The organism is Lysinibacillus sp. FSL M8-0355 (assembly GCF_038008985.1).
In the GTDB taxonomy this organism is placed as follows: Bacteria; Bacillota; Bacilli; order Bacillales_A; family Planococcaceae; genus Lysinibacillus; species Lysinibacillus fusiformis_D.
In genome coordinates this window covers 4045494-4070057 of record NZ_JBBPAI010000001.1, presented here as the reverse complement: position 1 = coordinate 4070057, position 24564 = coordinate 4045494, and the positions used below count along the sequence as shown (strand labels likewise).

16 protein-coding genes, 16 tRNA genes, 3 rRNA genes and 1 pseudogene are annotated in these 24564 nt (G+C 40.1%); 31 read left to right on the top strand and 5 right to left on the bottom strand.

All coding sequences use genetic code 11. The annotated features are described in order from the left end of the window. Positions 1-6 precede the first annotated feature (6 nt). From MKY46_RS19920 to MKY46_RS19910, 3 genes are all read left to right on the top strand, one after another. Positions 7-819: a hypothetical protein gene (locus MKY46_RS19920; protein ID WP_340835203.1), complete on the top strand. Its 813-nt coding sequence runs from the start codon at positions 7-9 to the stop codon at positions 817-819. Between the two features lie 92 nt (positions 820-911). Then, positions 912-2543, top strand: coding sequence for a YceG family protein (locus MKY46_RS19915; protein ID WP_340835201.1), 1632 nt, complete (start codon positions 912-914; stop codon positions 2541-2543). A 22-nt stretch (positions 2544-2565) separates the two neighbouring features. Then, positions 2566-3600 carry a toxic anion resistance protein gene (locus MKY46_RS19910; protein WP_340835199.1) on the top strand — a complete coding sequence of 345 codons (1035 nt, stop codon included), beginning with the start codon at positions 2566-2568 and terminating at the stop codon, positions 3598-3600. Between the two features lie 128 nt (positions 3601-3728). Here MKY46_RS19910 and MKY46_RS19905 read toward each other — a convergent pair whose 3' ends face one another. Together MKY46_RS19905 and MKY46_RS19900 are read right to left on the bottom strand one after the other, a co-directional pair. Next, a complete protein-coding gene (locus tag MKY46_RS19905; protein ID WP_036122179.1) occupies positions 3729-4817 on the bottom strand; it encodes an FUSC family protein in 1089 nt (362 codons plus the stop codon). Positions 4818-4954: 137 nt separating this feature from the next. Next, positions 4955-6241 (bottom strand): glutamate-1-semialdehyde 2,1-aminomutase, encoded by a 1287-nt coding sequence (locus MKY46_RS19900; RefSeq protein ID WP_036122177.1) that lies wholly within the window; start codon positions 6239-6241, stop codon positions 4955-4957. Positions 6242-6371: 130 nt separating this feature from the next. Here MKY46_RS19900 and bcp point away from each other — a divergent pair, with 130 nt between their 5' ends. The 3 genes from bcp (at position 6372) to perR (ending at position 8353) form a co-directional block, all read left to right on the top strand. Continuing rightward, entirely contained in the window at positions 6372-6848 is a 477-nt protein-coding gene (gene bcp / locus MKY46_RS19895; protein ID WP_036122175.1) for a thioredoxin-dependent thiol peroxidase, read from the top strand. Then, positions 6845-7789 carry a D-2-hydroxyacid dehydrogenase gene (locus tag MKY46_RS19890; protein ID WP_036122172.1) on the top strand — a complete coding sequence of 315 codons (945 nt, stop codon included), beginning with the start codon at positions 6845-6847 and terminating at the stop codon, positions 7787-7789. Before bcp ends, MKY46_RS19890 begins: the two co-directional genes overlap by 4 nt. A 120-nt stretch (positions 7790-7909) precedes the next feature. Beyond that, the gene (gene perR, locus MKY46_RS19885) at positions 7910-8353 is read left to right on the top strand and encodes a peroxide-responsive transcriptional repressor PerR (RefSeq protein ID WP_004230508.1); all 444 of its coding nucleotides are present in this window, start codon (positions 7910-7912) and stop codon (positions 8351-8353) included. Between the two features lie 21 nt (positions 8354-8374). On the opposite strand, the gene MKY46_RS19880 is transcribed toward perR, so the two are convergent. Continuing rightward, positions 8375-8728 (bottom strand): YgzB family protein, encoded by a 354-nt coding sequence (locus tag MKY46_RS19880; RefSeq protein WP_004230509.1) that lies wholly within the window; start codon positions 8726-8728, stop codon positions 8375-8377. A 149-nt stretch (positions 8729-8877) separates the two neighbouring features. On the opposite strand from MKY46_RS19880, the gene MKY46_RS19875 reads away from it, so the two are divergent. From MKY46_RS19875 to MKY46_RS19760, 24 genes are all read left to right on the top strand, one after another. Beyond that, positions 8878-9765 carry a nucleotidyltransferase-like protein gene (locus MKY46_RS19875; RefSeq protein ID WP_036122165.1) on the top strand — a complete coding sequence of 296 codons (888 nt, stop codon included), beginning with the start codon at positions 8878-8880 and terminating at the stop codon, positions 9763-9765. A gap of 181 nt (positions 9766-9946) precedes the next feature. Further along, entirely contained in the window at positions 9947-10420 is a 474-nt protein-coding gene (gene tnpA, locus MKY46_RS19870) for an IS200/IS605 family transposase (RefSeq protein ID WP_036129052.1), read from the top strand. 430 nt (positions 10421-10850) lie between these two features. After that, positions 10851-12402: ribosomal RNA gene (locus tag MKY46_RS19865) — 16S ribosomal RNA — on the top strand. A 218-nt stretch (positions 12403-12620) separates the two neighbouring features. After that, positions 12621-15548, top strand: a 23S ribosomal RNA gene (locus MKY46_RS19860). 113 nt (positions 15549-15661) lie between these two features. Further along, positions 15662-15777 (top strand): 5S ribosomal RNA (gene rrf, locus MKY46_RS19855). Together the 16S, 23S and 5S rRNA genes with 16 tRNA genes alongside form the textbook arrangement of a ribosomal RNA operon. Positions 15778-15793: 16 nt before the next feature. Beyond that, positions 15794-15870 (top strand) — tRNA-Asn (locus MKY46_RS19850). 5 nt (positions 15871-15875) lie between these two features. Then, positions 15876-15967 (top strand) — tRNA-Ser (locus tag MKY46_RS19845). Between the two features lie 24 nt (positions 15968-15991). Next, a tRNA-Glu gene (locus tag MKY46_RS19840) sits at positions 15992-16066 on the top strand. Between the two features lie 15 nt (positions 16067-16081). Further along, a tRNA-Val gene (locus MKY46_RS19835) sits at positions 16082-16157 on the top strand. A 26-nt stretch (positions 16158-16183) separates the two neighbouring features. After that, positions 16184-16258, top strand: a tRNA-Met gene (locus tag MKY46_RS19830). Positions 16259-16261: 3 nt separating this feature from the next. Further along, positions 16262-16337: transfer RNA gene (locus MKY46_RS19825), tRNA-Asp, on the top strand. 16 nt (positions 16338-16353) lie between these two features. Then, positions 16354-16426: transfer RNA gene (locus MKY46_RS19820), tRNA-Phe, on the top strand. A 12-nt stretch (positions 16427-16438) separates the two neighbouring features. Beyond that, positions 16439-16514 (top strand) — tRNA-Thr (locus tag MKY46_RS19815). A 9-nt stretch (positions 16515-16523) separates the two neighbouring features. Further along, positions 16524-16607 (top strand) — tRNA-Tyr (locus tag MKY46_RS19810). A gap of 13 nt (positions 16608-16620) precedes the next feature. After that, positions 16621-16694, top strand: a tRNA-Trp gene (locus MKY46_RS19805). 12 nt (positions 16695-16706) lie between these two features. After that, a tRNA-His gene (locus tag MKY46_RS19800) sits at positions 16707-16782 on the top strand. A 40-nt stretch (positions 16783-16822) separates the two neighbouring features. Further along, positions 16823-16898 (top strand) — tRNA-His (locus tag MKY46_RS19795). A gap of 17 nt (positions 16899-16915) precedes the next feature. Next, positions 16916-16990, top strand: a tRNA-Gln gene (locus MKY46_RS19790). A gap of 4 nt (positions 16991-16994) precedes the next feature. After that, positions 16995-17069 (top strand) — tRNA-Gly (locus tag MKY46_RS19785). A gap of 8 nt (positions 17070-17077) precedes the next feature. Beyond that, positions 17078-17151: transfer RNA gene (locus tag MKY46_RS19780), tRNA-Cys, on the top strand. Between the two features lie 46 nt (positions 17152-17197). Then, positions 17198-17278, top strand: a tRNA-Leu gene (locus MKY46_RS19775). A gap of 525 nt (positions 17279-17803) precedes the next feature. Continuing rightward, positions 17804-18172, top strand: a complete 369-nt coding sequence (locus MKY46_RS19770) for a BlaI/MecI/CopY family transcriptional regulator (RefSeq protein ID WP_340835197.1) — start codon at positions 17804-17806, stop codon at positions 18170-18172. 1 nt (position 18173) lies between these two features. Beyond that, positions 18174-19712, top strand: a complete 1539-nt coding sequence (locus MKY46_RS19765; protein ID WP_089935054.1) for a M56 family metallopeptidase — start codon at positions 18174-18176, stop codon at positions 19710-19712. A 102-nt stretch (positions 19713-19814) separates the two neighbouring features. Then, entirely contained in the window at positions 19815-20312 is a 498-nt protein-coding gene (locus tag MKY46_RS19760) for a hypothetical protein (RefSeq protein ID WP_058845279.1), read from the top strand. 361 nt (positions 20313-20673) lie between these two features. On the opposite strand, the gene MKY46_RS19755 is transcribed toward MKY46_RS19760, so the two are convergent. Then, positions 20674-21897: an IS110 family transposase gene (locus MKY46_RS19755; protein WP_340835193.1), complete on the bottom strand. Its 1224-nt coding sequence runs from the start codon at positions 21895-21897 to the stop codon at positions 20674-20676. A 246-nt stretch (positions 21898-22143) separates the two neighbouring features. On the opposite strand from MKY46_RS19755, the pseudogene MKY46_RS19750 reads away from it, so the two are divergent. After that, positions 22144-23335, top strand: a pseudogene (locus MKY46_RS19750) (IS3 family transposase). A gap of 164 nt (positions 23336-23499) precedes the next feature. Here MKY46_RS19750 and MKY46_RS19745 read toward each other — a convergent pair. Further along, entirely contained in the window at positions 23500-24405 is a 906-nt protein-coding gene (locus MKY46_RS19745) for a hypothetical protein (RefSeq protein ID WP_340835191.1), read from the bottom strand. Positions 24406-24564 lie beyond the last annotated feature (159 nt).

The window sequence follows — 24564 nt, the reverse complement described above, 5'->3', positions numbered from 1 at the left end:
ATTATGATGATACTATTTACATCGGATTTAGATAGAACGCTTATTTATTCTCAACGTATGATGGAGAGTTTTCCGCCGATTACAGAGACAGTGGTCGTTGAACACAAGGCGGAGAAAGCAATGAGCATGATGACGCAGGCAACAGCATCTCTATTGCAACAGATACACCAACAAACAATATTTGTACCTGTTACGACTAGGGCATTACATCAATATAAAAGAATCCATTTTATTAGTGATATGTGTCCTGCTTTTGCAATTACAAGCAATGGGGGTACAATATTAGAAAAAGGCCAGCCCTCTGAAAAATGGACGAAAACACTATGTAGACGTATTGAAGATTCTTCAATCCCACGAGAGGATCTGTTAAAGCATTTTCAATCAATTAAATCCGATACATGGCTACAACGTTCTTTGTATATAGATGATCTGTTTTATGTACACCATGTGGATGTTGAAACTTTACCACACGTGGAATTACAAGCTATGATTCAAGAGTTTGATACGTATGGCTGGTATGTTCTTTTACAAGGTAAAAAATTGTATTTTATGCCCAAGGTACTGACGAAGGAAGCGGCTATCGAATATATGAAAGAGTTCTGTACATACGATGTGCATATAGCGGCAGGGGATTCTATTATGGATTATGGAATGCTGGCGATGGCTGATTTAGCTTTTACACCGAATCATGGAGATTTAAAGGATAAACAGCCAAAAGTTTTACAAAATACAACTTACTCGGCTTATAATGGTGAAGCATTTACTAAAGATTTGCTAGATACGGTTTTACAGATGACTTCACAACAGACAATAGTATAAGCTTTCAATTATTTTTGTCATAAGATAGAGTCGTCCTATGACAAATGAATGCTTCAGCATATGCTGAGGATGATTTTAGGAGGTGCGTTTGTATGCAAACAATCACAATTAAATCAGTGTTGGAGCGTCATCCTGATGATTGGCTACAGGCGTTTCAAGATTCACCAAAGGATCGTGCATTTTATGAGGAAACAGCACAACAAGTTAGTTTTAGTAGGATTGCTGTTCGTGTATTAGGTGTACCAATCGAAGAAGATGATTATTTCAATTCGTTATTTACATTGTCACAAAACGCTAATATCCATATTTTAAGTGAAGAATTAAATAAGCATATTGAACAAAAGGATTTTCAAGCCATACAAACAATTTTATCGCAGCATCAACAAACACCAAAAGGGCTATCTATTAATCGTCTAGTGGCGATGATGTATGGTCATCACTTAATACCAAAGCATGATGATGGTGTGATGAATCGCCATTTACAATTAGCGACCATTAAAGTAGTAGAACTATTTCAACAACAACAATCGTTAGGTCTGCTAGCAAATGATTTTCGCCGATTTTTAATTGATATAGTGAAGTGGCTAAAAAACCACTGGATTATATGGACAAAATCCATGAAACCAACGGATGATTTTCCTAAAGTTGTTTGGTATGGGGAAACCACTATAAGTCAGCGTTACTTCTTATTACTATTAATGGAGCTTGGCTGTGACGTCTTAATTTTCCATCCAGCTAAAATAGATGAATTGGCAGAGATTGACCCTACTGATACATTCTCTATCACGTACGCATATGCTAATCAAACAACTTTACAGCCATTTCCTGATAAGCTTCGTGATCGGCAGGCAACGGTAGGTTATCGCTCTAGTCAGCATTTCGAACAATTAATGCATGATCAACAATCAGGTGTCTATAAGCCTTGGCAGTTTAAAGATTTTATGCCACGTTCATTAACATTACGGATGACATATGATGATATTTTTATTTATGCAAAAGAGAAGGCTTTGGTTCGACCGCAGTTTGAAGTGATTGGAGATGAGGTAGTCATCCCAGTTATATTTGCAAAAATTAGTGGTGTTTCAAGCCAAAGAGAAGAATACTGGCATCAAATGCATCAATTACTGGTAAGTTCGCAAACCGTTTTTGTACAGGAATTTCCTTATGCAGCAACAAGCAGAGCCAATTTTCATTTTCATTATAAGCATTGCTTAGTGAATGGGGAACTGTCAGTAGAGCGTATTATGCAAAGTGATTGGTGGCAATATGGTGAGTTAACATTGGAGCTACAGCGTGCAATCGCCCACACGATAAAAACTTCCTGTGAGCAGCCCATGTTGAAACAACAGCCAAATGAGACTTTATATGATTTACAGTTATTTTTATTCAAACAAATGACCATGATTCCTCAGGATATCCTGCGATTAATGCAAAGCTTTGATTATTCACAAGATGTACCCAAACTGGTATTATATCAAGCACCTCAGCAACCAGCTTTATCACGTGAGGACATGGCATTATTGGCATTTTTAAATCGTTTTGGTATGGATATTATATTTTATAATCCGACAGGCCAACTTGACTTAGAAAAGCATTTGCAAGAGGATACATTCGATGTACATCGTTTAGAACATATGCTATTTGACTTGCCCTATGAAGAACCAAAACAGCAAAAAACTGCACCCGATAAAATCATTAAAAAACTCTTTAATCGTTTTTTCTAATGGCAGGAAGGAGGCGGCACGAATGTCAAATATCTCGAAGACGTTGGAGCAGCTGACCTTAGAAACCGCTAACACCGTCAAAGAACAGTTGCGAGACCATGCGGAGGTTCAGCATATTGCTAATCGAATCAATATAAAAAATCAGTTAGAACTATTGGCGCTGGGAAAAGAGCCAGCGACAAAATTAGCTACATTTGCAGATCAGATTTTAGCTATTATCACCCGCTCAACATCCTTCGAATCAAATGAATTATTTAAGCAGCTTGAAGCTCTAATGCAGACATTTGATAAAAAAGATTTTACTGAGCAAAAGGGCTTTTTTAAAAAGCTATTTGCACGTAAAACCAAAAATGATGAAGATTTATTTGCCAAATACAATGTACTGGGTAGAGATATTGAGAAAATTCATTATCATTTTGTGTTGATGGAAGAGGAATTAGCGAAGGATAATCGAATACTTGCACGATTATATAACGAGGACTTGATGTACTATCTTGAACTAGAAAAATATATCGTAGCTACTGATATAAAATTACATGAAGTACAAACAACATTGATTCCGATGTATGAAAAGCAGAGCGAGGCTGGTAATCAGGTGGCGAAAATGGAGCTGAATAGTTTGCAAGCAATTGCTGAAATGCTCCGACAAAAAATAGATGAATTAGAAAAATCACGTATGGTCGCCATTTTAACAGCTCCGCAAATCGAAATGCTACGTCATGGCAATAGTGAACTGATGGAACAAATTAATGGCGCTTTTGTTAAGACCATCCCTGTTTTTAAAATGGGATTAATGAATGCGGTGAATGATAGGCGACAACAATTACAAAATCAATCTGCATCAGCCTTTGAAAATCGTATGAAGCAATTCGGAGGAGCTAGCGATGAAGCGGTGCAATTAAGCACTGCTATGGGTCAGCAATCAGGCCCAACACAGAGCCTCGAAGAAATGTGGGACATTATTGTTTCAGGTATTGAAAATTATCAGCATTTACGTGATGAGCAAACGGTAAAACGTCAGCAAGCAGAGCAACAGCTGCTAACATTGCGAAACTAACACCCTTCCTCTAAAGTAGGTCACTACTTGGAGGATTTTTTTGTATAGTAAAAGCGACAGATTAATCTTGATTTAGCGGATGTTCAAACTCCCCTTGATTTAAGATCATCTGTCGCTTAAAACGCTAGTTAAATAAATTCTTCTTCAAATTCTACATTGATTTCATGTCCATGATGACTTTGATAGGATACGATGAGTGTATCTAGATGCTCTAGATTTTCCTCATAATCTAAAATACGCGATAGTATATAAAGTAGGTGATAGCTAGAAAATTCCATATCGCCTTCTTCACGAGCAAAGTTGACTTGCTTGATGAAAATTTCCATCAGTTCATTGCGTTGGACATAGTCGATGCTTTTACTCCACTGTGAATGCTCAGGCTTTAATTTCCCTGTATATTTCAAGAGCAATTGTTCATGGTATGTTAATAAGGAATCAAGTCGCTCCTGTATCATCAAGTGAAATTGCGTAGGTAGCTGCGCCAATTCGTTTTCATGCTTATGCAAACGCTGTAGTAATTCTAAGCTTTTTTTGGAAGTTAAAATCATTTGACGATAGACTACAAGTTTACGTGCTTTCACATACTTTTTATTTTTGAAGTAATTACGCTCTTCCTTGAATAAATCATACAGCGTATCCACGCGCAACATACGGCTTTTAAATTTACTTAATGCTCCCTTTGTGGATGTATGCTCAGAAGCCTGACGTACAGCAAGTCGTGTCCAACGAATAATATCGTCCTGTAAAATATAGATTTTACGGAATAGTTTTACCTCGTATTTCGGTGGTAGGAAAACAAGGTTAACAACAAATGCTGCTAACACTCCAACTAATATAGTAACAAAGCGTATCAATCCAAACGTTAAGAAGTCATCGCCTTGAAATTCCATAATAGCCACGACTGACACCAACGCCAACGAAAGCGATTTTTCAAGTTTAAACTTCAACATTAAACCAATAGCTATTATGACGGCTATGCCAATGGCAACAACATGATGGCCAAAGAGTAAGCCAAACATAACGGCGATAGTCGCACCTATAATATTTGCCTGCACTTGCTCTACAATAGTTTGATATGAACGATAAATAGAAGGCTGAATCGCAAAAATGGCTGCAATTCCAGCAAAAACAGGTGAAGGGAGCTTTAATAACTCTGCGATAAACAGTGCTAAGACAATAGCGACACCAGTTTTAAATACACGGGCACCTAATTTCATAAAGATGTCCTTTCTGTCTAATATTTTTTAGTTTCTTTACATTATAGAAGGAAGTGCACATAAAATACATAGATTTGTATGCTTGAATATGAAAAAGGCGACTTTTACTAACAAGTCGCCTTTGTATTGTCACATGCTTACAATTGAGAAAACGCAGTATCTACGGCTTTAATAGTTTCAAGAATATCTGCTTCCGTATGCTCAGTTGTTAAGAACCACGCTTCATATTTAGAAGGAGCTAGATTGATACCTTGCTCAAGCATCAATTTAAAGAAACGACCAAAGATTTCACCGTCAGAGTTTTCAGCTTGGTCGTAGTTTTCTACTTTCACATCTGTAAAGTAAATCGTTAGTGCCCCTTTGAGGCGATTTAACGTGATGGTTACGCCATGCTTCTTGGCAGCAGCTAAAATACCCTCTTCTAGAATTCCACCTAATCGATCCATTTCATCGTAAATACCTGGTGTTTGTAGCACTTCTAGGCAGGCAATCCCTGCTTGCATAGAGGCAGGGTTTCCAGCCATCGTACCTGCTTGATATGCAGGGCCGAGGGGGGCAACTGTATCCATAATTTCTTTACGACCACCGTATGCTCCGATTGGTAAGCCACCGCCAATAACTTTACCCAGTGCTGTTAGATCAGGTGTTAGACCGAGTAAATTTTGAGCACCACCATAGTGGAAGCGGAAGGCTGTGATGACTTCATCGTAAATCGTTAAAGCACCTTTTTCTTTTGCTGTCGCATGTACTAATTCAAGGAAACCTGGGTTTGGTTCCACAATACCGAAGTTCCCTACGATTGGTTCAATTAAGATCGCTGCAATTTCCTCGCCCCATTTATTCATAGCTTCTGTAAAGGCTTCAGGGCTATTGAAAGGTACCGTAATAACTTCTTCAGCAGTCGAAGTTGTTACACCTGCTGAATCAGGCGTTCCTAATGTTGCTGGGCCAGAACCGGCAGCTACTAATACTAAATCGAAGTGACCGTGGTAGCAACCAGCAAATTTCATGATTTTTGTTCGGCCTGTATAGGCGCGTGCAACACGAATAGTTGTCATAACAGCCTCAGTACCAGAGTTGTTAAAACGCACTTTGTCCATAGATGGGATGGCTTCTTTTAGCATTTTTGCGAAAGTAACCTCATATTCAGTTGGCGTTCCAAACAATGTACCATTTTCAGCTGCATGTGTAATGGCCTTTGCAATATGAGGATGGCCATGACCAGTAACGATTGGTCCATATGCTGCTAGATAGTCGATATAACGATTGCCATCTACATCCCAAAAATAAGCGCCTTTTCCTCGAGCCATTGCCACAGGAGAACCGCCACCTACTGCTTTATATGAACGAGAAGGGCTGTTTACACCACCCACGATATGCTGTATAGCCTCTGCATGTATTGCTTCAGATTTTGCGTGATTCATAGAATTGCCTCCTAACTTTTTATACGTAATCTATTGTAGACCTATCGTTGTAAGAAATCCAAAGAAATTAAGGAATATGACTTGATTTGTTACTTAGAGTAAAATAGAACCTACAGAGGAGGAGATTGTTATGACTTTACTAGAAGGACAAAAGGCGCCAGATTTTTCTCTAATGAATGAAAAGGGAGAAATGGTGCAGTTAGCTAATTTGAAAGGACAGAATGTTATTTTATACTTCTATCCCAAAGATATGACACCAGGCTGCACGACGGAGGCTTGTGATTTTCGTGATAAGTTCGAGGACTTCAGTCATTTAAATGCTGTTGTTCTGGGTGTTAGTCCAGATAACGCAAACAAACATACAAAATTTATTGATAAGCATGGTTTACCGTTTTCATTATTAGTTGATGACGATCATACCGTTGCTGAAGCATATGGTGTGTGGGTTTTAAAGAAAATGTATGGACGTGAATATATGGGCATAGAGCGTTCAACGTTTTTAATTGATACTGAGGGTAAGCTTGTAAAAGCTTGGCGTAAAGTACGTGTAAAAAATCATATTGAAGAAGTGTATACCTATTTAGCAGATCAGGAGGCAGCAAAGTGAAAATCTATTTTACATTTGAACCTAGACCAGATTTACGAGAGCCGTTATTAGCAGAATTTCCACAGGTTGATTTTATCTTCAAAAGTGGCTTATCGAATGAAGTTCTTCAACAAGCGGATGTTTTAGTTACATATGGTGAAGATTTAACAGAAGAAAGTATCCAATATGCGACAAAGCTAAAATGGATTTTCGTTGCCTCAGCAGGTATAGAAAAAATGCCAGCTCAAGCGATTATTGAACGTGGGATTTTAGTTTCGAATGTCCGTGGTATTCATAAAACACCAATGGCTGAATCGATGCTTGCCCATATTTTAGCGATTAAACGTGCGTTACCTTGGATGTATGAGCAGCAAAAGAAAAGTGAATGGTCGAAAAAAGCGCAGCAAACGGAATTACGAGATAGTACGGCGCTTATTTTAGGCCCAGGAGCGATTGGTTCAGAAGTTGGGCGTTTATTGCAGGCTTTTGGTGTGACGACGATTGGTTGCAACCGCTCTGGAAAAGAAGCGGCGTATATGGATACGATGATTAGCTTTGCTCAATTAAAAGAGGCCTTACCTAATGCGGATATCGTTATTTCGGTGTTACCAAAAACAAAAGAAACGACCCATTTATTAAAAGAAGAGCATTTTGCTGCTATGAAAAATAGCGCCATCTTCATGAATTTTGGTCGAGGCAATTTAGTGGGAGAAAAGGTACTCATTCAAGCAATCAAAAAAGAGCAAATTGGTTACGCCGTTTTAGATGTCTTTGAAGAAGAGCCTCTGTCAACGGACAATCCATTATGGACGTTACCGAATGTCATTGTATCACCACATGTATCTAGCCATTCTTCTCGTTATGTTGAACGAAGCTTAGAAATTTTCAAGCCAAGCCTAACAAAATGGCTGAAGGGTGACACGGATTTAGAAAATACGATGGATTTATCTAGAGGATATTAAGGGCCAGCCATTGATTTATTGAGAATAAGCAATGTGTGATTGTTGACGAAGTAGTGCGAATTGGATACACTATTTATAACAATTATAAATTAATAATACTTATGGAAGAGGTGCATGACGATGTCTGCAACGCATTTACAGGATGCACTGGACACGTTAAAAACAACTGGTGTTCGTATTACTCCTCAGCGTCATGCTATTTTGGAATATCTTATTCAATCAATGGCACATCCTACTGCCGATGAAATTTATAAAGCACTTGAGGGAAAGTTCCCTAATATGAGTGTAGCGACTGTCTATAACAACCTGCGCGTATTTCGTGAAGTGGGTCTTGTGAAAGAACTGACTTATGGAGATGCTTCAAGTCGCTTTGATTTCGTGACAAATGACCATTACCATATGATTTGTGAATGCTGTGGTAAGATCGTCGATTTCCATTATCCAGGACTCGACGAAATAGAGCATTTTGCATCACAGGTAACTGGTTTTGATGTGCACTCGCATCGTTTAGAGATATACGGCACTTGTCCATCATGTAAAGTTGCTACTGCTAAAGTACAATAAAAATCCTAGCTCTTACAAGGGCTAGGATTTTTTTGTTTTATTATTATAGGATTGATCGAACTCTTTACCTTCTAAAGTTGGATCAAGCGTTAGTGGTTCATTACAGTACATGCACATATCAACACGCCCTAAAACCTTTGTATGTTTATGACAATTAGGACATTCCACTTGAATAGCTCTTGTTGAAAGCAACCCGATCCAAGCATATACGACTGTGCTACCGATAATACATAAAACACCTAATGACATGAAAATTAAAACTAATATCGGGCTATTTTTAAAGAAAATTCCTCCGTACATGACAATAAAACCGAAGAAGATTAGTGCTAATGCGAATGAACGAATTTTATTAATTTTACTTTTGTAAGGTTTCATATTTCATCTTGCCTCCCAATCTAAAATCTACTATAACATATAAGGGCGAAGTATTTTAGCTTTGAGATGAATGAAAGAAGGAATACTTTTAGAGTATGTCGAATTTTTAACGGAACAAGAGAACCTATATGAATAAAGGGGGGCTGAACATGGAGCAGGTATTGCGTCCAATCTACCAAGAACGTGCGAGTCAGTCGAATACATTAGGCGTAATTTTAGTGGAGAAGCGTGAGGAACATAGTAACGTTACAGATACATTTGATACAGTTTTATTAATTATCGTAAAAGAAGCAGAGCAGCCAGTCTTTTCGAAACATTACTTATATGAAGGAAATAAAGTAGCTCTACATACAGTTACAGAGAAGTTAATACGAAAATGGTTGCTCATCGGTTCTAATAAGAAGGTAGTCGATTGGATTTTCTTTGGAAGGGTGTTATTTGATCGTAATGAATTTTTGCATAAATTAAAAATAGAATTGCAAGAATTCCCGTATAGCGGTCGTAAAATTAAAACAGGCATCCAATTCTCAAAGTTAATTCGCAGATATCTGGAGGGGAAAGAATACTTCGATAAAGGAAGTTACTTGGATGCTTATAATCACGTAGTCGATTCATTACATCATTTGGGTCGTCTTTCTATTATAGATAGCGGACTATACCCTGAAGTTACTGTTTGGGCACAAGTGAAAAAAATAGAGCCTGCTATCTACAAGCTGTATGAAGAGCTAGTGACGAGTAATGAGCCAATAGAAAAGCGCTTAGAATTATTGTTTTTAGCAAGTGAGTTTTTAATTCATTCTCGTACACGTGATGGTGCACAGCATATATTAGAAGTTATGCAAACGAAAGACATGTGGACGATTCAGGAATTGCATGACCATCATGAGCTCATGAATTACTCAGTAGATTTAGAAGTGTTTGTCGAATATTTAGTGGATAAAGGCTATATTCAAATAGAACCAATTGCTGCAAAAAATGAGATGATATTTCACCGTCATTACAAGGTCAATAAAGAGGCACTAGAAATGGGGCAATGACTGTAGTATGCTTGTAATCGAGGTATTTAAAAATACCTCGATATTTTTTTTGTGTGCTTTGAAAACCCCCTGCTATGCAGGGGGTTCCGGAAAGCTTTTAGCTATGGACAATAAAAAAACTCCAAACGTACAATAAAGTCAGGTCTAGTCAACCGACTTCGTACGAAAGGAGCCACCATAAATGGATAATAAAAGTTTAGCACATACAACGTGGAATTGTAAGTATCATATCGTCTTTGCGCCAAAGTATAGAAGGCAGATTATTTATGGTCAAATTAAAGCAGATGTTGGAAGAATATTGCGCCAATTATGTGAAAGAAAAGATGTAGAAATCATAGAGGCAACAGCCTGTCCTGACCACATTCATATGTTGGTAAGTATTCCACCGAAATTGAGTGTATCTGCGTTCATGGGTTATTTAAAAGGGAAGAGTAGTCTAATGATTTTCGACCGACATGCGAATTTAAAGTATAAATACGGTAATCGTCAATTCTGGTGTCGAGGATACTATGTGGACACAGTCGGCCGAAATAAGAAAAAGATACAAGAGTATATAAAAAATCAATTACAAGAAGATATCCTGCAAGATCAAATGACGATGAAAGAATTCATTGACCCATTCACAGGAGAAGAAATCAAGAGAAAGAAAAAATAAGTAAGCCGCTTTAGCGGTTTGTGTGAAAACGGAGTGCGGTTGGCAGACCATTCAGAATGTCTTTAGACATGGGCCAGTACCCCAGCGTTTCACGCGCAGAGCAAACCACCAGTTATACTGGTGGTTCTGATTTAGAAAAGTAGTTGACGAATGATATCTTGGTATTGTATTATATTAATTGTCGCTAAGACATAACGAAATGCTCGATGAAAAACACAAAAAACTTTTTCAAAAAAGTAGTTGACATGATTTGAGCGAGATGTTAATATTAAGAAGTCGCTGAAAAACGACTTGAATAATGAACCTTGAAAACTGAACAAGCAAAACGTAATCAATAAAGTTTTTAGTAACTAACTTCGGTTAATGAACGAAACAAAATTTTGGACATCAAAATGATGCCAGCAAAACAATTTGAGCTATTCAAATTTCTTTTATGGAGAGTTTGATCCTGGCTCAGGACGAACGCTGGCGGCGTGCCTAATACATGCAAGTCGAGCGAACAGAGAAGGAGCTTGCTCCTTCGACGTTAGCGGCGGACGGGTGAGTAACACGTGGGCAACCTACCTTATAGTTTGGGATAACTCCGGGAAACCGGGGCTAATACCGAATAATCTGTTTCACCTCATGGTGAAATACTGAAAGACGGTTTCGGCTGTCGCTATAGGATGGGCCCGCGGCGCATTAGCTAGTTGGTGAGGTAACGGCTCACCAAGGCGACGATGCGTAGCCGACCTGAGAGGGTGATCGGCCACACTGGGACTGAGACACGGCCCAGACTCCTACGGGAGGCAGCAGTAGGGAATCTTCCACAATGGGCGAAAGCCTGATGGAGCAACGCCGCGTGAGTGAAGAAGGATTTCGGTTCGTAAAACTCTGTTGTAAGGGAAGAACAAGTACAGTAGTAACTGGCTGTACCTTGACGGTACCTTATTAGAAAGCCACGGCTAACTACGTGCCAGCAGCCGCGGTAATACGTAGGTGGCAAGCGTTGTCCGGAATTATTGGGCGTAAAGCGCGCGCAGGTGGTTTCTTAAGTCTGATGTGAAAGCCCACGGCTCAACCGTGGAGGGTCATTGGAAACTGGGAGACTTGAGTGCAGAAGAGGATAGTGGAATTCCAAGTGTAGCGGTGAAATGCGTAGAGATTTGGAGGAACACCAGTGGCGAAGGCGACTATCTGGTCTGTAACTGACACTGAGGCGCGAAAGCGTGGGGAGCAAACAGGATTAGATACCCTGGTAGTCCACGCCGTAAACGATGAGTGCTAAGTGTTAGGGGGTTTCCGCCCCTTAGTGCTGCAGCTAACGCATTAAGCACTCCGCCTGGGGAGTACGGTCGCAAGACTGAAACTCAAAGGAATTGACGGGGGCCCGCACAAGCGGTGGAGCATGTGGTTTAATTCGAAGCAACGCGAAGAACCTTACCAGGTCTTGACATCCCGTTGACCACTGTAGAGATATAGTTTCCCCTTCGGGGGCAACGGTGACAGGTGGTGCATGGTTGTCGTCAGCTCGTGTCGTGAGATGTTGGGTTAAGTCCCGCAACGAGCGCAACCCTTGATCTTAGTTGCCATCATTTAGTTGGGCACTCTAAGGTGACTGCCGGTGACAAACCGGAGGAAGGTGGGGATGACGTCAAATCATCATGCCCCTTATGACCTGGGCTACACACGTGCTACAATGGACGATACAAACGGTTGCCAACTCGCGAGAGGGAGCTAATCCGATAAAGTCGTTCTCAGTTCGGATTGTAGGCTGCAACTCGCCTACATGAAGCCGGAATCGCTAGTAATCGCGGATCAGCATGCCGCGGTGAATACGTTCCCGGGCCTTGTACACACCGCCCGTCACACCACGAGAGTTTGTAACACCCGAAGTCGGTGAGGTAACCTTTTGGAGCCAGCCGCCGAAGGTGGGATAGATGATTGGGGTGAAGTCGTAACAAGGTAGCCGTATCGGAAGGTGCGGCTGGATCACCTCCTTTCTAAGGATTATTTCGGAATACAAACCTAGGGTTTGTAAGATTACGTTTTGCGTTCAGTTTTGAAGGTTCATTCTTCTTGAATGAAAAGCTTCAAAACTTGTTCTTTGAAAACTGGATAAAACGACATTGAAATTGTAACAAACACATTTATTTTTTTAAGTTTTTTTATAGGCTTAATAACATTAAGAGGTTTCCGATATTTTTATTGAAAGCCGTTAGGTTAAGTTATTAAGGGCGCACGGCGAATGCCTTGGCACTAGGAGCCGAAGAAGGACGGCACTAACACCGATATGCTTCGGGGAGCTGTAAGTGAGCTTTGATCCGGAGATTTCCGAATGGGGGAACCCACTACGTTTAATCGCGTAGTATCTTGACGTGAATACATAGCGTCTTGAAGGCAGACCCAGGGAACTGAAACATCTAAGTACCTGGAGGAAGAGAAAGAAAAATCGATTCCCTGAGTAGCGGCGAGCGAAACGGGAAGAGCCCAAACCAAGAGGCTTGCCTCTTGGGGTTGTAGGACACTCAATACGGAGTTACAAAAGAGCGAGTTAGATGAAGCGACTTGGAAAGGTCCGCCAGAGCAGGTAAAAGCCCTGTAGTCGAAAGTTCGTTCTCTCCTGAGTGGATCCTGAGTACGGCGGAACACGTGAAATTCCGTCGGAATCCGGGAGGACCATCTCCCAAGGCTAAATACTACCTAGTGACCGATAGTGAACCAGTACCGTGAGGGAAAGGTGAAAAGCACCCCGGAAGGGGAGTGAAAGAGATCCTGAAACCGTGTGCCTACAAGTAGTTAGAGCCCGTTAATGGGTGATAGCGTGCCTTTTGTAGAATGAACCGGCGAGTTACGATTACGTGCGAGGTTAAGCTTTAGAAGGCGGAGCCGCAGCGAAAGCGAGTCTGAATAGGGCGAAATAGTACGTGGTCGTAGACCCGAAACCAGGTGATCTACCCATGTCCAGGGTGAAGGTAAGGTAACACTTACTGGAGGCCCGAACCCACGCACGTTGAAAAGTGCGGGGATGAGGTGTGGGTAGCGGAGAAATTCCAATCGAACTTGGAGATAGCTGGTTCTCTCCGAAATAGCTTTAGGGCTAGCCTCGTGATGAGAATACTGGAGGTAGAGCACTGTTTGGACTAGGGGGCCATCCCGGTTTACCGAATTCAGACAAACTCCGAATGCCAGATATTTATACACGGGAGTCAGACTGCGAGTGATAAGATCCGTAGTCAAAAGGGAAACAGCCCAGACCACCAGCTAAGGTCCCAAAGTAATCGTTAAGTGGAAAAGGATGTGGCGTTGCACAGACAACCAGGATGTTGGCTTAGAAGCAGCCATCATTTAAAGAGTGCGTAATAGCTCACTGGTCGAGTGACGCTGCGCCGAAAATGTATCGGGGCTAAACGATTCACCGAAGCTGTGGATTGACATCTACGATGTCAGTGGTAGGAGAGCGTTCTAAGTGCGTTGAAGTCAGACCGGAAGGACTGGTGGAGCGCTTAGAAGTGAGAATGCCGGTATGAGTAGCGAAAGACGGGTGAGAATCCCGTCCACCGTATGACTAAGGTTTCCTGAGGAAGGCTCGTCCGCTCAGGGTTAGTCGGGACCTAAGCCGAGGCCGATAGGCGTAGGCGATGGACAACAGGTTGATATTCCTGTACCACCTCCTCACCGTTTGAGAAATGGGGGGACGCAGTAGGATAGGGTAAGCGCGCTGTTGGTTATGCGCGTCCAAGCAGTAAGGCGTGTGTGTAGGCAAATCCGCACACTGTAACGTTGAGCTGTGATGGCGAGTCCGTATGGACGAAGTTCCTGATTTCACACTGCCAAGAAAAGCCTCTATCGAGGTGAGAGGTGCCCGTACCGCAAACCGACACAGGTAGTCGAGGAGAGAATCCTAAGGTGTGCGAGAGAACTCTCGTTAAGGAACTCGGCAAAATGACCCCGTAACTTCGGGAGAAGGGGTGCTCTTGAGCGTGCAAGCGCATGAGAGCCGCAGTGAATAGGCCCAGGCGACTGTTTAGCAAAAACACAGGTCTCTGCAAAACCGTAAGGTGACGTATAGGGGCTGACGCCTGCCCGGTGCTGGAAGGTTAAGAGGAGTGGTTAGCGCAAGCGAAGCTGCGAATTGAAGCCCCAGTAAACGGCGGCCGTAACTATAACGGTCCTAAGGTAGCGAAATTCCTTGTCGGGTAAGTTCCGACCCGCACGAAAGGCGTAACGATCTGGGCACTGTCTCAACGAGAGACTCGGTGAAATTATAGTACCTGTGAAGATGCAGGTTACCCGCGACAGGACGGAAAGACCCCGTGGAGCTTTACTGTAGCCTGATATTGAATTTTGGTACAACTTGTACAGGATAGGTAGGAGCCAGAGATCTCGGAGCGCCAGCTTCGAAGGAGGCGTCGGTGGGATACTACCCTGGTTGTATTGAAATTCTAACCCATGCCCCTTAGCGGGGCAGGAGACAGTGTCAGGCGGACAGTTTGACTGGGGCGGTCGCCTCCTAAAAGGTAACGGAGGCGCCCAAAGGTTCCCTCAGAATGGTTGGAAATCATTCGTAGAGTGTAAAGGCACAAGGGAGCTTGACTGCGAGACCTACAAGTCGAGCAGGGTCGAAAGACGGGCTTAGTGATCCGGTGGTTCCGCATGGAAGGGCCATCGCTCAACGGATAAAAGCTACCCCGGGGATAACAGGCTTATCTCCCCCAAGAGTCCACATCGACGGGGAGGTTTGGCACCTCGATGTCGGCTCATCGCATCCTGGGGCTGTAGTCGGTCCCAAGGGTTGGGCTGTTCGCCCATTAAAGCGGTACGCGAGCTGGGTTCAGAACGTCGTGAGACAGTTCGGTCCCTATCCGTCGTGGGCGTAGGAAATTTGAGAGGAGCTGTCCTTAGTACGAGAGGACCGGGATGGACACACCGCTGGTGTACCAGTTGTCTTGCCAAAGGCATCGCTGGGTAGCTATGTGTGGACGGGATAAGTGCTGAAAGCATCTAAGCATGAAGCCCCCCTCAAGATGAGATTTCCCATTACGCAAGTAAGTAAGATCCCTCAAAGACGATGAGGTAGATAGGTTCGAGGTGGAAGTGTGGTGACACATGGAGCTGACGAATACTAATCGATCGAGGACTTAACCAAAAATGTTTGAAACATTCAATGCACGATTATCCAGTTTTGAAAGAATAAAAAATATTATAATATACTTGTAATTTTGATAAAATATGTTATAATAAGTATTGTCTTTCAAATAGTCTAGTGATGATGGCAAAGAGGTCACACCCGTTCCCATACCGAACACGGAAGTTAAGCTCTTTAGCGCCGATGGTAGTTGGGGGCTTCCCCCTGTGAGAGTAGGACGTCGCTAGGCTATATACTAAAATCATTCCGAAGTAGCTCAGTTGGTAGTAGCACCTGACTGTTAATCAGGTTGTCGCAGGTTCGAGTCCTGCCTTCGGAGCCATTCTTGGAGAGTTGTCCGAGTGGCCGAAGGAGCACGATTGGAAATCGTGTAGGCGGTTAACACTGTCTCAAGGGTTCAAATCCCTTACTCTCCGCCAGCACTTTGATTTATTCCAAAAGTTGGCCCCTTGGTCAAGTGGTTAAGACACCGCCCTTTCACGGCGGTAACACGGGTTCGAATCCCGTAGGGGTCACCATTTAAATACCCAGATGGAGGATTAGCTCAGCTGGGAGAGCATCTGCCTTACAAGCAGAGGGTCGGCGGTTCGAGCCCGTCATCCTCCACCATTATTTTTACAATAGTATATGATTATCGCGGGGTGGAGCAGTGGTAGCTCGTCGGGCTCATAACCCGAAGGTCGTTGGTTCAAATCCGGCCCCCGCAACCAAATGGTCCCGTGGTGTAGCGGTTAACATGCCTGCCTGTCACGCAGGAGATCGCCGGTTCGATCCCGGTCGGGACCGCCATTTATTTTAATAACAAGGGTCAGTAGCTCAGTTGGTAGAGCATTAGATTGAAGCTCTAAGTGTCGGCGGTTCGATTCCGTCCTGACCCATCATGTTTTTTTGCCGGTGTAGCTCAGTTGGTAGAGCAACTGACTTGTAATCAGTAGGTCGTGGGTTCGACTCCTATCGCCGGCACCATGTATTCCCGGAGGGGTAGCGAAGTGGCTAAACGCGGCGGACTGTAAATCCGCTCCTTAGGGTTCGGCGGTTCGAATCCGTCCCCCTCCACCAGTTTTATTATTATAGGGGCATAGTTCAACGGTAGAATAGAGGTCTCCAAAACCTTTGGTGTGGGTTCGATTCCTACTGCCCCTGCCAATTAATTTTATGGCGATTGTGGCGAAGTGGTTAACGCACCGGATTGTGGTTCCGGCATTCGTGGGTTCGATTCCCATCAGTCGCCCCATTTAAAGTAAAATTAATAAAAATCAAATCATAATATAATGGCGATTGTGGCGAAGTGGTTAACGCACCGGATTGTGGTTCCGGCACTCGTGGGTTCGATTCCCATCAGTCGCCCCATTTATATAATTATCTTTTGGGGTATAGCCAAGCGGTAAGGCAACGGATTTTGATTCCGTCATGCCCTGGTTCGAATCCAGGTACCCCAGCCATTTTGCGGAAGTAGTTCAGTGGTAGAACACCACCTTGCCAAGGTGGGGGTCGCGAGTTCGAACCTCGTCTTCCGCTCCAACTTCGATGGCGGCATAGCCAAGTGGTAAGGCACAGGTCTGCAACACCTTTATCACCGGTTCAAATCCGGTTGCCGCCTCCATATTTTAACTCTAATCGGTGTATCCGATTTTTTTTATCTCCATTATGCCGGTGTGGCGGAATTGGCAGACGCGCACGACTCAAAATCGTGTTCCTTTGGAGTGTCGGTTCGACCCCGACCACCGGTATCAATTACAATGAAGAATCCTTGATATATCAGGGATTCTTTTTTTGTTGTAGAAAATTATAGAAAGTATATAAGCAGAGAAAAAAAGAGGTAGACTGAATGGATCTTATTGTTGCTAACACAGCAGCTATATTTAGTGCTGTATTAGCAATCTAAAGTTATTCAAATGTAATCACATTGATCGCCCTAATTATAACTTATAGATATATGTGTAAATTCCTCTCTCTATGCATAAGATTTATTTTTCAAACCTAATACTATTTAAACCTCTCTTAGAACTTCAGCAAATCTATCTTATTCAATTTAATTGATTTATTCTATTCCGTGTTTCTTTGTATTTCGAATATATTTCTAATAACTTCCATTATCATAGAGTAATTCAGCAACTTGGAACAGAGAACGGCTGTTGGGATAACCTTATATACTTGAATAATATATATCTTCTATAACAAAATTTGACATCATTTCAAAAAGGATTTATTATACAAATAAGACAATTGACTTAAATGAAAAGGGGTGAGTACATATGAAAAAATTGCCTGAAGCAGAATTTGAAATTATGAAGATAGTTTGGAAAAGTAAACCTCCAATTACTACAAGTATCATAATGAGCGAAATAGGAGATGAGAAAGGTTGGAAGATTCAAACCGTAGTATCTCTTATGAAAAGATTAACTGAACGTGGATTTCTTCGCAGTGAGAAAAAAGCTAAGGAAAGATTTTATTACCCTACAGTAGAAAAAGATGCCTATCTAAGTTTTGAAACAGAACAATTTATGAGGCTCTATCATAAAAACTCCTTTATGAATTTAGTAGGTACACTCTATAAATCCGATACTATTTCTAATGAAGATTTAGCTTCATTAATTAAATGGGTGGAAGAAAAGAGGGATTAATATGTACAGTATCATGGTAGGTTTATTCTTTAAATCCATAGTTATGTCCTTTATTGGACTACTCTTTATGGCTGTAACGCCTTTCCTTTTAAAACGATACAGTGCTAGATGGCTTTATTATGGTTGGATTGTTATCCTTGCAGGTTTTATTTTACCATTTACAATCAATATATCGACTCCAGTTATCAATCTATCAGAATCGGTGCAAGTACCATCTAGGGAATCTATTCCAACTAACAGTAGTCAGATAACGCTTGTGTCCTCATCCGTAGATACAGTGACAGCACTTTCTGTTTGGCAGATGGTGATGATCATTTGGATTTTAGGAATCGTTGTATTTTTGGCAGTTCATCTTGTAAAACATTATCGATTTATGTACATGGTGAAAAGATGGGGGCAAACGATCACTGAACCAAAAGCCCTTCATTTGCTTGAAAAAGTTAAAAGCGACATGAATATCACGAAGGAAATCGCATTGAAAGAATGTAGCTTTATCGATTCCCCCATGTTAGTGGGATTTACTAAAAATACTATCTGGCTACCTAATAATACTTATCGAGAAGAAGAACTAACCTTGATATTGAAGCATGAGTTAGTTCATTTAAAACGAAAGGATTTATGGTATAAAGCTTTCGTATTGCTAATTAGTAGTATGCATTGGTTCAACCCATTGTTCAATCTATTCTCTAAAGAACTAGACAATCTTTGTGAACACGCTTGTGATGAGGAAGTAGTAAAAAATACTGACATCCAACTTAGAAAAACATATAGCCAAACGATACTATATGCCGAGAAATTAAAAAGGGGTGAAGGTGTGTTTTCTACAAATTTTCTAGGAAGTACACAAATACTAAAAAAGAGAATATTATCCATTATGGATATGAGCAAGAAGAAATCAGGAATCGTTGTGATGGCACTATTAATTTTATTTACAACAGGTGGAATGGCTGTCAGTTCAGCATTTGCTATTTCCAGTAAGCCATTGAACTATTTAGACGAAACATTTATGAAGGAATCCATTTTAAATGGTGCATCAAGAGGCTATTTTGCAACAGACAAATTTATTATTTACTCAAAGAATATGAGCGATAGAAAAACGGTGCCACCTGAGCCTACTATAAACAAAGAGCTCTATCGTGATGTGTTTTCAGAGGGGGTTATTGGAACGGAAGCAAGATACCAATATCCGATTGAAATTGTGCATAAACAGAATGGACAAAAATATACTACGGTAATTCATATTGACTATGACTATGAGCTACTAGCACCTGTTGAATATGATGAGCTCAATACCCTTATCGAAGGCTATTTGTTGCCATTTAATGAGATAAAGTCTTTACCTTATGCAGATTTTATCACACCGAATTACTTAGAAAATAAATTGAAAGACTATATGCGAGATATTGATACACAGAATACTGACACACGTGTAGAATTCACATTTCGCTTTGGTGGCTGGGTAACAAACAATGATCATCTGCCTTTCCCAAGCCAGAGTTCTATAGGTACTACACCACGATATATGAAGTCTACACCATAGAAATCACTATCACATATAGAAAGATTTCTTTAAGTGATGTGATGCCACCTTCGAATCTAAGTAATTCATCAAGAAAAATGAAAAAAAGAGAGGGATTTAACAATGAAAAAATGGATGATGAGTATGTTGACAATGATTCTATGTATCGTAACACCAGTAGCTGCTTTTGCACAAGAAGAAGAAACTGCAGAACCTACAGAAGGAGGTTTTCATCTCGAAATTAATGCTTCGGACAATTCTGAGCAAGTTTACGAAATCGATGGGATTGAATTTAGAGTACTTCCTACATTTACAAGAGCGGGGATAAATGCAACAAAGACAGTTGTAATGACTGATCTTTATAATAACGCTAACCTTGGTTCGGTAGTCATAAATGCAACATGTATATCTGATGGGAAAATTGTAGGGGCTACAAATCATTCAGCCAAGATTATCAATAAACCATCTTCTTCTAACTTGAAAGCAACAGGTACTTCTGTTGATAAGAATAATACAGCTATGTTAATCGTTAATGCCAAAGTATCCTATACTGGTTCAACAGGAACAAACAGTGGGGGAACAATCTCGATGTATGTATATGCCAATGGTGTTTATAACTGATAAGTTAAATTTAAAAAAACAACCTCTTTTACTAAAATGATATTGAGGCTGGGACATAACTCATTTTATTGAGAAAAAGCAAAAAATGAATGTTACTTTTGTGATTTATTAAAGTTTATGTGTTCTAATAACGCAAAAAAATGTTAGACCAAACTTGTAAATGGTCTAACATTTTTTCTTTTGTCCCAGCCTCTTTCTTACGATTAGTCAACCTTATTTAAAGAGTAATTTATATTTTTATGGGTGTGAAGTGGTGAGGGATATCCCTCACCACTTCACACCCATTTTTAGATACGCCAAAAAGACCTGACGATTTTTATTTTTTTCGAAAGGTCATTATGATATAGTTCTTTATAGGTGATTACGATTTCTGAGCTGGTAGTGCGGACTCATAATCGTAAAGAATGCCACGCGTCAGTAACTGAAATGTCACTTTCAGAAACTTATTGATGCAGGCGATGATCGCAACCTTATGAGGCTTCCTCTGAGGTTGCTTTTTTAATTTGTAGTAATAGTCCACAAAATGATTCGGTTTTCCTTTAGCCATAAGCATGGCGCACACCATAAAATATAAAATCTTCCGTAAATGTTTGTTTCCTCGTTTATTAATCCTGTCTCGATATTGCGTATTTCCAGACTGGTACCGCATAATATCAATGCCTGTGTAAGCGTTCAGTTGTTTCGCATTTTGAAAGCGGCGGATGTCACCAATCTCTCCAATTAATCGGCACGCCGTTGAATCGCCAATCCCAGGAATCGAACGAAATACTAGATATTCTTTTCGTCCTTCCGACAATTCCACCATCTGTTTCACAAGCGCATCTTTCTTCTCTAATAAATCCGCAATGCGAGCTGCGTAATCTCGTGCTTGATCACAACGAATATCTGTGGGTTTAATCGCTGGGTAACTATTTTCAGCTGCTTCTAATAATGTAATAGCTTTAGCCTCCGCACGCATTAGCGAGAGGTTTTTTCGCGTATTGACCTTTAAACGATTTTTAATCATCGTTTTTGAATGGGCCTGTAAAAGTGCGGGGTGCGGATAGAGTTGTACAATATTTAAAAATAGTGCGGAACTTGGTGTAATCAGCTTTTCTAATTCTGGAAAACTTAGCTGTAAAATGGCATGCATTCTACTTTTGAGTAAAATGATTTCTTCGTCAATTTCATCGTAATAACGAGTCAGTGCACGCATCTGTTCATAATAATCGTCTTGTATGTACGTTGTTTCGCGTTCCATTTTGAAATGTGTCTTCGCGAGTTCATGGGCATCACTGATATCAGTTTTATTGCGACGCATCGTTGCCATCTGTAAATTCGCTTCAAGTGGATTCACGCGGCAGTATGCATAGCCGTAATCTTTGAAAAATGCTTCGACAGGTTTTGAATAGATGCCTGTTGCTTCAAATACGATAGCTGGCGCTTGTCCATCTTGCTTTGTTATCTCTTCCATTCGTTCGTGTAATCGCTCGAAATCACACCGTGTATGATGTAGCATACCTTCAAACTCACATTGGCGGTGACCATCATAAATCGCAACGGTACTTTTTCCTTTACTGACATCTAACGCAATGACATGTTTCATCTCATTCTTCTCCTTTTGACCAATCATAGAAGCCTTCACAGTACCTTATCGATTCCACTTTCTTATACACGATCTCTTGGACCCAACATACTAAACTGATTCATATAAGGGCATGAAGTTAGCCGGTTTAATATACGGACTCACAAATGGTCCCAGAGGCTGGTCGGCTTTTCTTCACTTCTACTATAAAAAAATAGTAGCACAAACCATGGCCCTGGTTTGTACTACTAATGTTAGTATGTTTCTATGGCTCGAAAAAACAAGGTTTATTCAAATGAATTGAAATTAGAAGTAGTACAAGCTTATTTAAAAGGCAATGAAAGCCCGCAAAAAATTGCAGAAAAATATGGCATTCAAAATCGTTCGCAGGTGGTAGCTTGGGTCAAAAAGTTTAAAGAAATGGGTTCGATTGAAGCGTTTAACCGCCTTCCATCCGTTGGTTCTGGAGCGAAAGGTGTGAAGAATCCTCTGAAAGGTAAACGAGTTCACTTTAAAGATGTGGAAGAAGAACGGGATTACTATAAGGCACAGGTGGAATACCTAAAAAAGCAGTATCCAAATCTGTAAATGGAGGCATGCCAACTTATCCAGAGCGATATCGAATTATTGATGAGATGAAGAATCGTTACCCAATTACGTGGCTAACTGAAATGGCTAAAGTGCAACGTTCAGGCTATTATAGGTGGGGAAAAATGGAAATGTATCGTTACATAAACAGGATGATATCCTTTTAAAGGAGCACATTTTATCGATTCATCAAACACATAAAGTGTATGGCTACCCACGTATGCAAATCGCCTTAAGAGACAAAGGATTCAAAGTAAATCACAAGAAAGTCTATCGATTAATGAGTGAGCTAGGAATTCAATTCATTATCCGTAAGAAGCGTCGTGTGTGGAAAAACCAAGTATCTCGTGTATTCGATAACATCGTAGAACGCCAATTTAAAGAGCGTACAGAAAATGAAGTATTCGTCACAGATATTACATACTTACCAACCAAAACTGGTTTTCTCTATCTTTCTGCGGTTCGAGATTTATATAATAACGAAATTGTCGCTTGGAAGATAAGCAAACGAAACGATCTAAAACTGGTCATGGATACGCTTGAAGAATTGACAGCAAAAAGAAATGTGTATCGAAGTATTCTCCATTCAGATCAAGGCTTTCAATACACATCGATTAACTATCATCAAACAGTGGAACAACTCGGCATGATTGGCAGCCATTCTCGAAAAGGGAACTGTCACGATAATGCCTGTATTGAATCATTCTTCTCCCATTTTAAAAGCGAGTGTTTGTATCTACTACAGGATAATTCTGAAGTAGAGATTATCCAAGCAGTTGAGCAATATATCTACTTTTACAACTATAAACGTTTTCAAAAACGACTCAACCATCTAGCGCCGATAGAATATCGACACCAGATGGTTGAGTAGTGTTTTTTAGCGCTGTCTACTTGACAGGGGTAAGTCCATTGTAGTTTTAAAGAACTCACTGTTTATGAGGTTTATTTATTCAATATAATGTCGTATATTTCACAATGTAAATATTACTAGCTTTGAATAAGGATTGACTACAGTAGAAACGATTGACAAATCTTTTATTCGTTATTTTTATGTTTGTCATTTGAATTTAGACTGTTGCTTTTTAGTTTTCCAATTAAAGTAAGTGATGCACCCAATAAAATTGTAATTATGCTTAATGGAACAACTGCAACGTCAATAAGTGTTATATTTATAAAGATGTTATCTATGAAAATGACAATGAATATAGATATTATAAGCATCACTTCTATTTTTTTAAGAATTGGGATTAAATGTTTTTCTTTGAATAATAACAAAAGGACACTAAGCTGTTTAAAGAAGAAATAGAATAATAATATTAAGAAGAAAAGAGACATAGCAAAATCTTTATCTCCCCCCCATAACAATATCCAAATATCAATTATAAAATCTAACATACTTTCAAATAGACTAGAGATGTTACTAGAATATAAATTAAGTATAGTAAAAGTAAATAAGAAAAATATAATTAAACCCAACACAGGAAGCATATTAATAAGAAATTTTTTAAGTCCTGTTCTGGCTATTTCATTCTTTATTTCATTAATTATTTGTTTTTGTGTATTTTTATATTCGCCTACAATTCTTAAAAATTTTGAATATGTAAAGGCTTCGTTGTAAGCACGTTCAATTATTCCCTCTTTATTAACTTCTTTTAACGCTAAACTATATGCAGTTCTCCCAGTGCTTAATACTTGAGCAAAGTTAAATAGAATTCCAATTAATATTAAAGTAGCACTTATAAGACTTTCAATGCTTATTTTAGGTAAAATATATATATTAATTTGGGTTAATGAAAAACTTAAAAGTAACAAGAAAATAATTAGCCAAAAACTAAATTGTCTTAAAGCACGCTTTAACTCATCCTTAGTTCCTTCTAGAAAAAGCATTATTAAAATTAGACTAAATACAACACCTAAAAATACTATGTGAATATCTTCCAATTATGGGTAATAAGTCAGTAATTTACTTCCAATTATTATTATAAAGTAGATCATAGTGAATAATAATGTAAAAGTTATTATTGTGTTAATGGATTTTATTTTTATTCCTTCTAGAAGATATTTAAAAGTGAAATAGACTTCAATTATTATTTTAGGAAA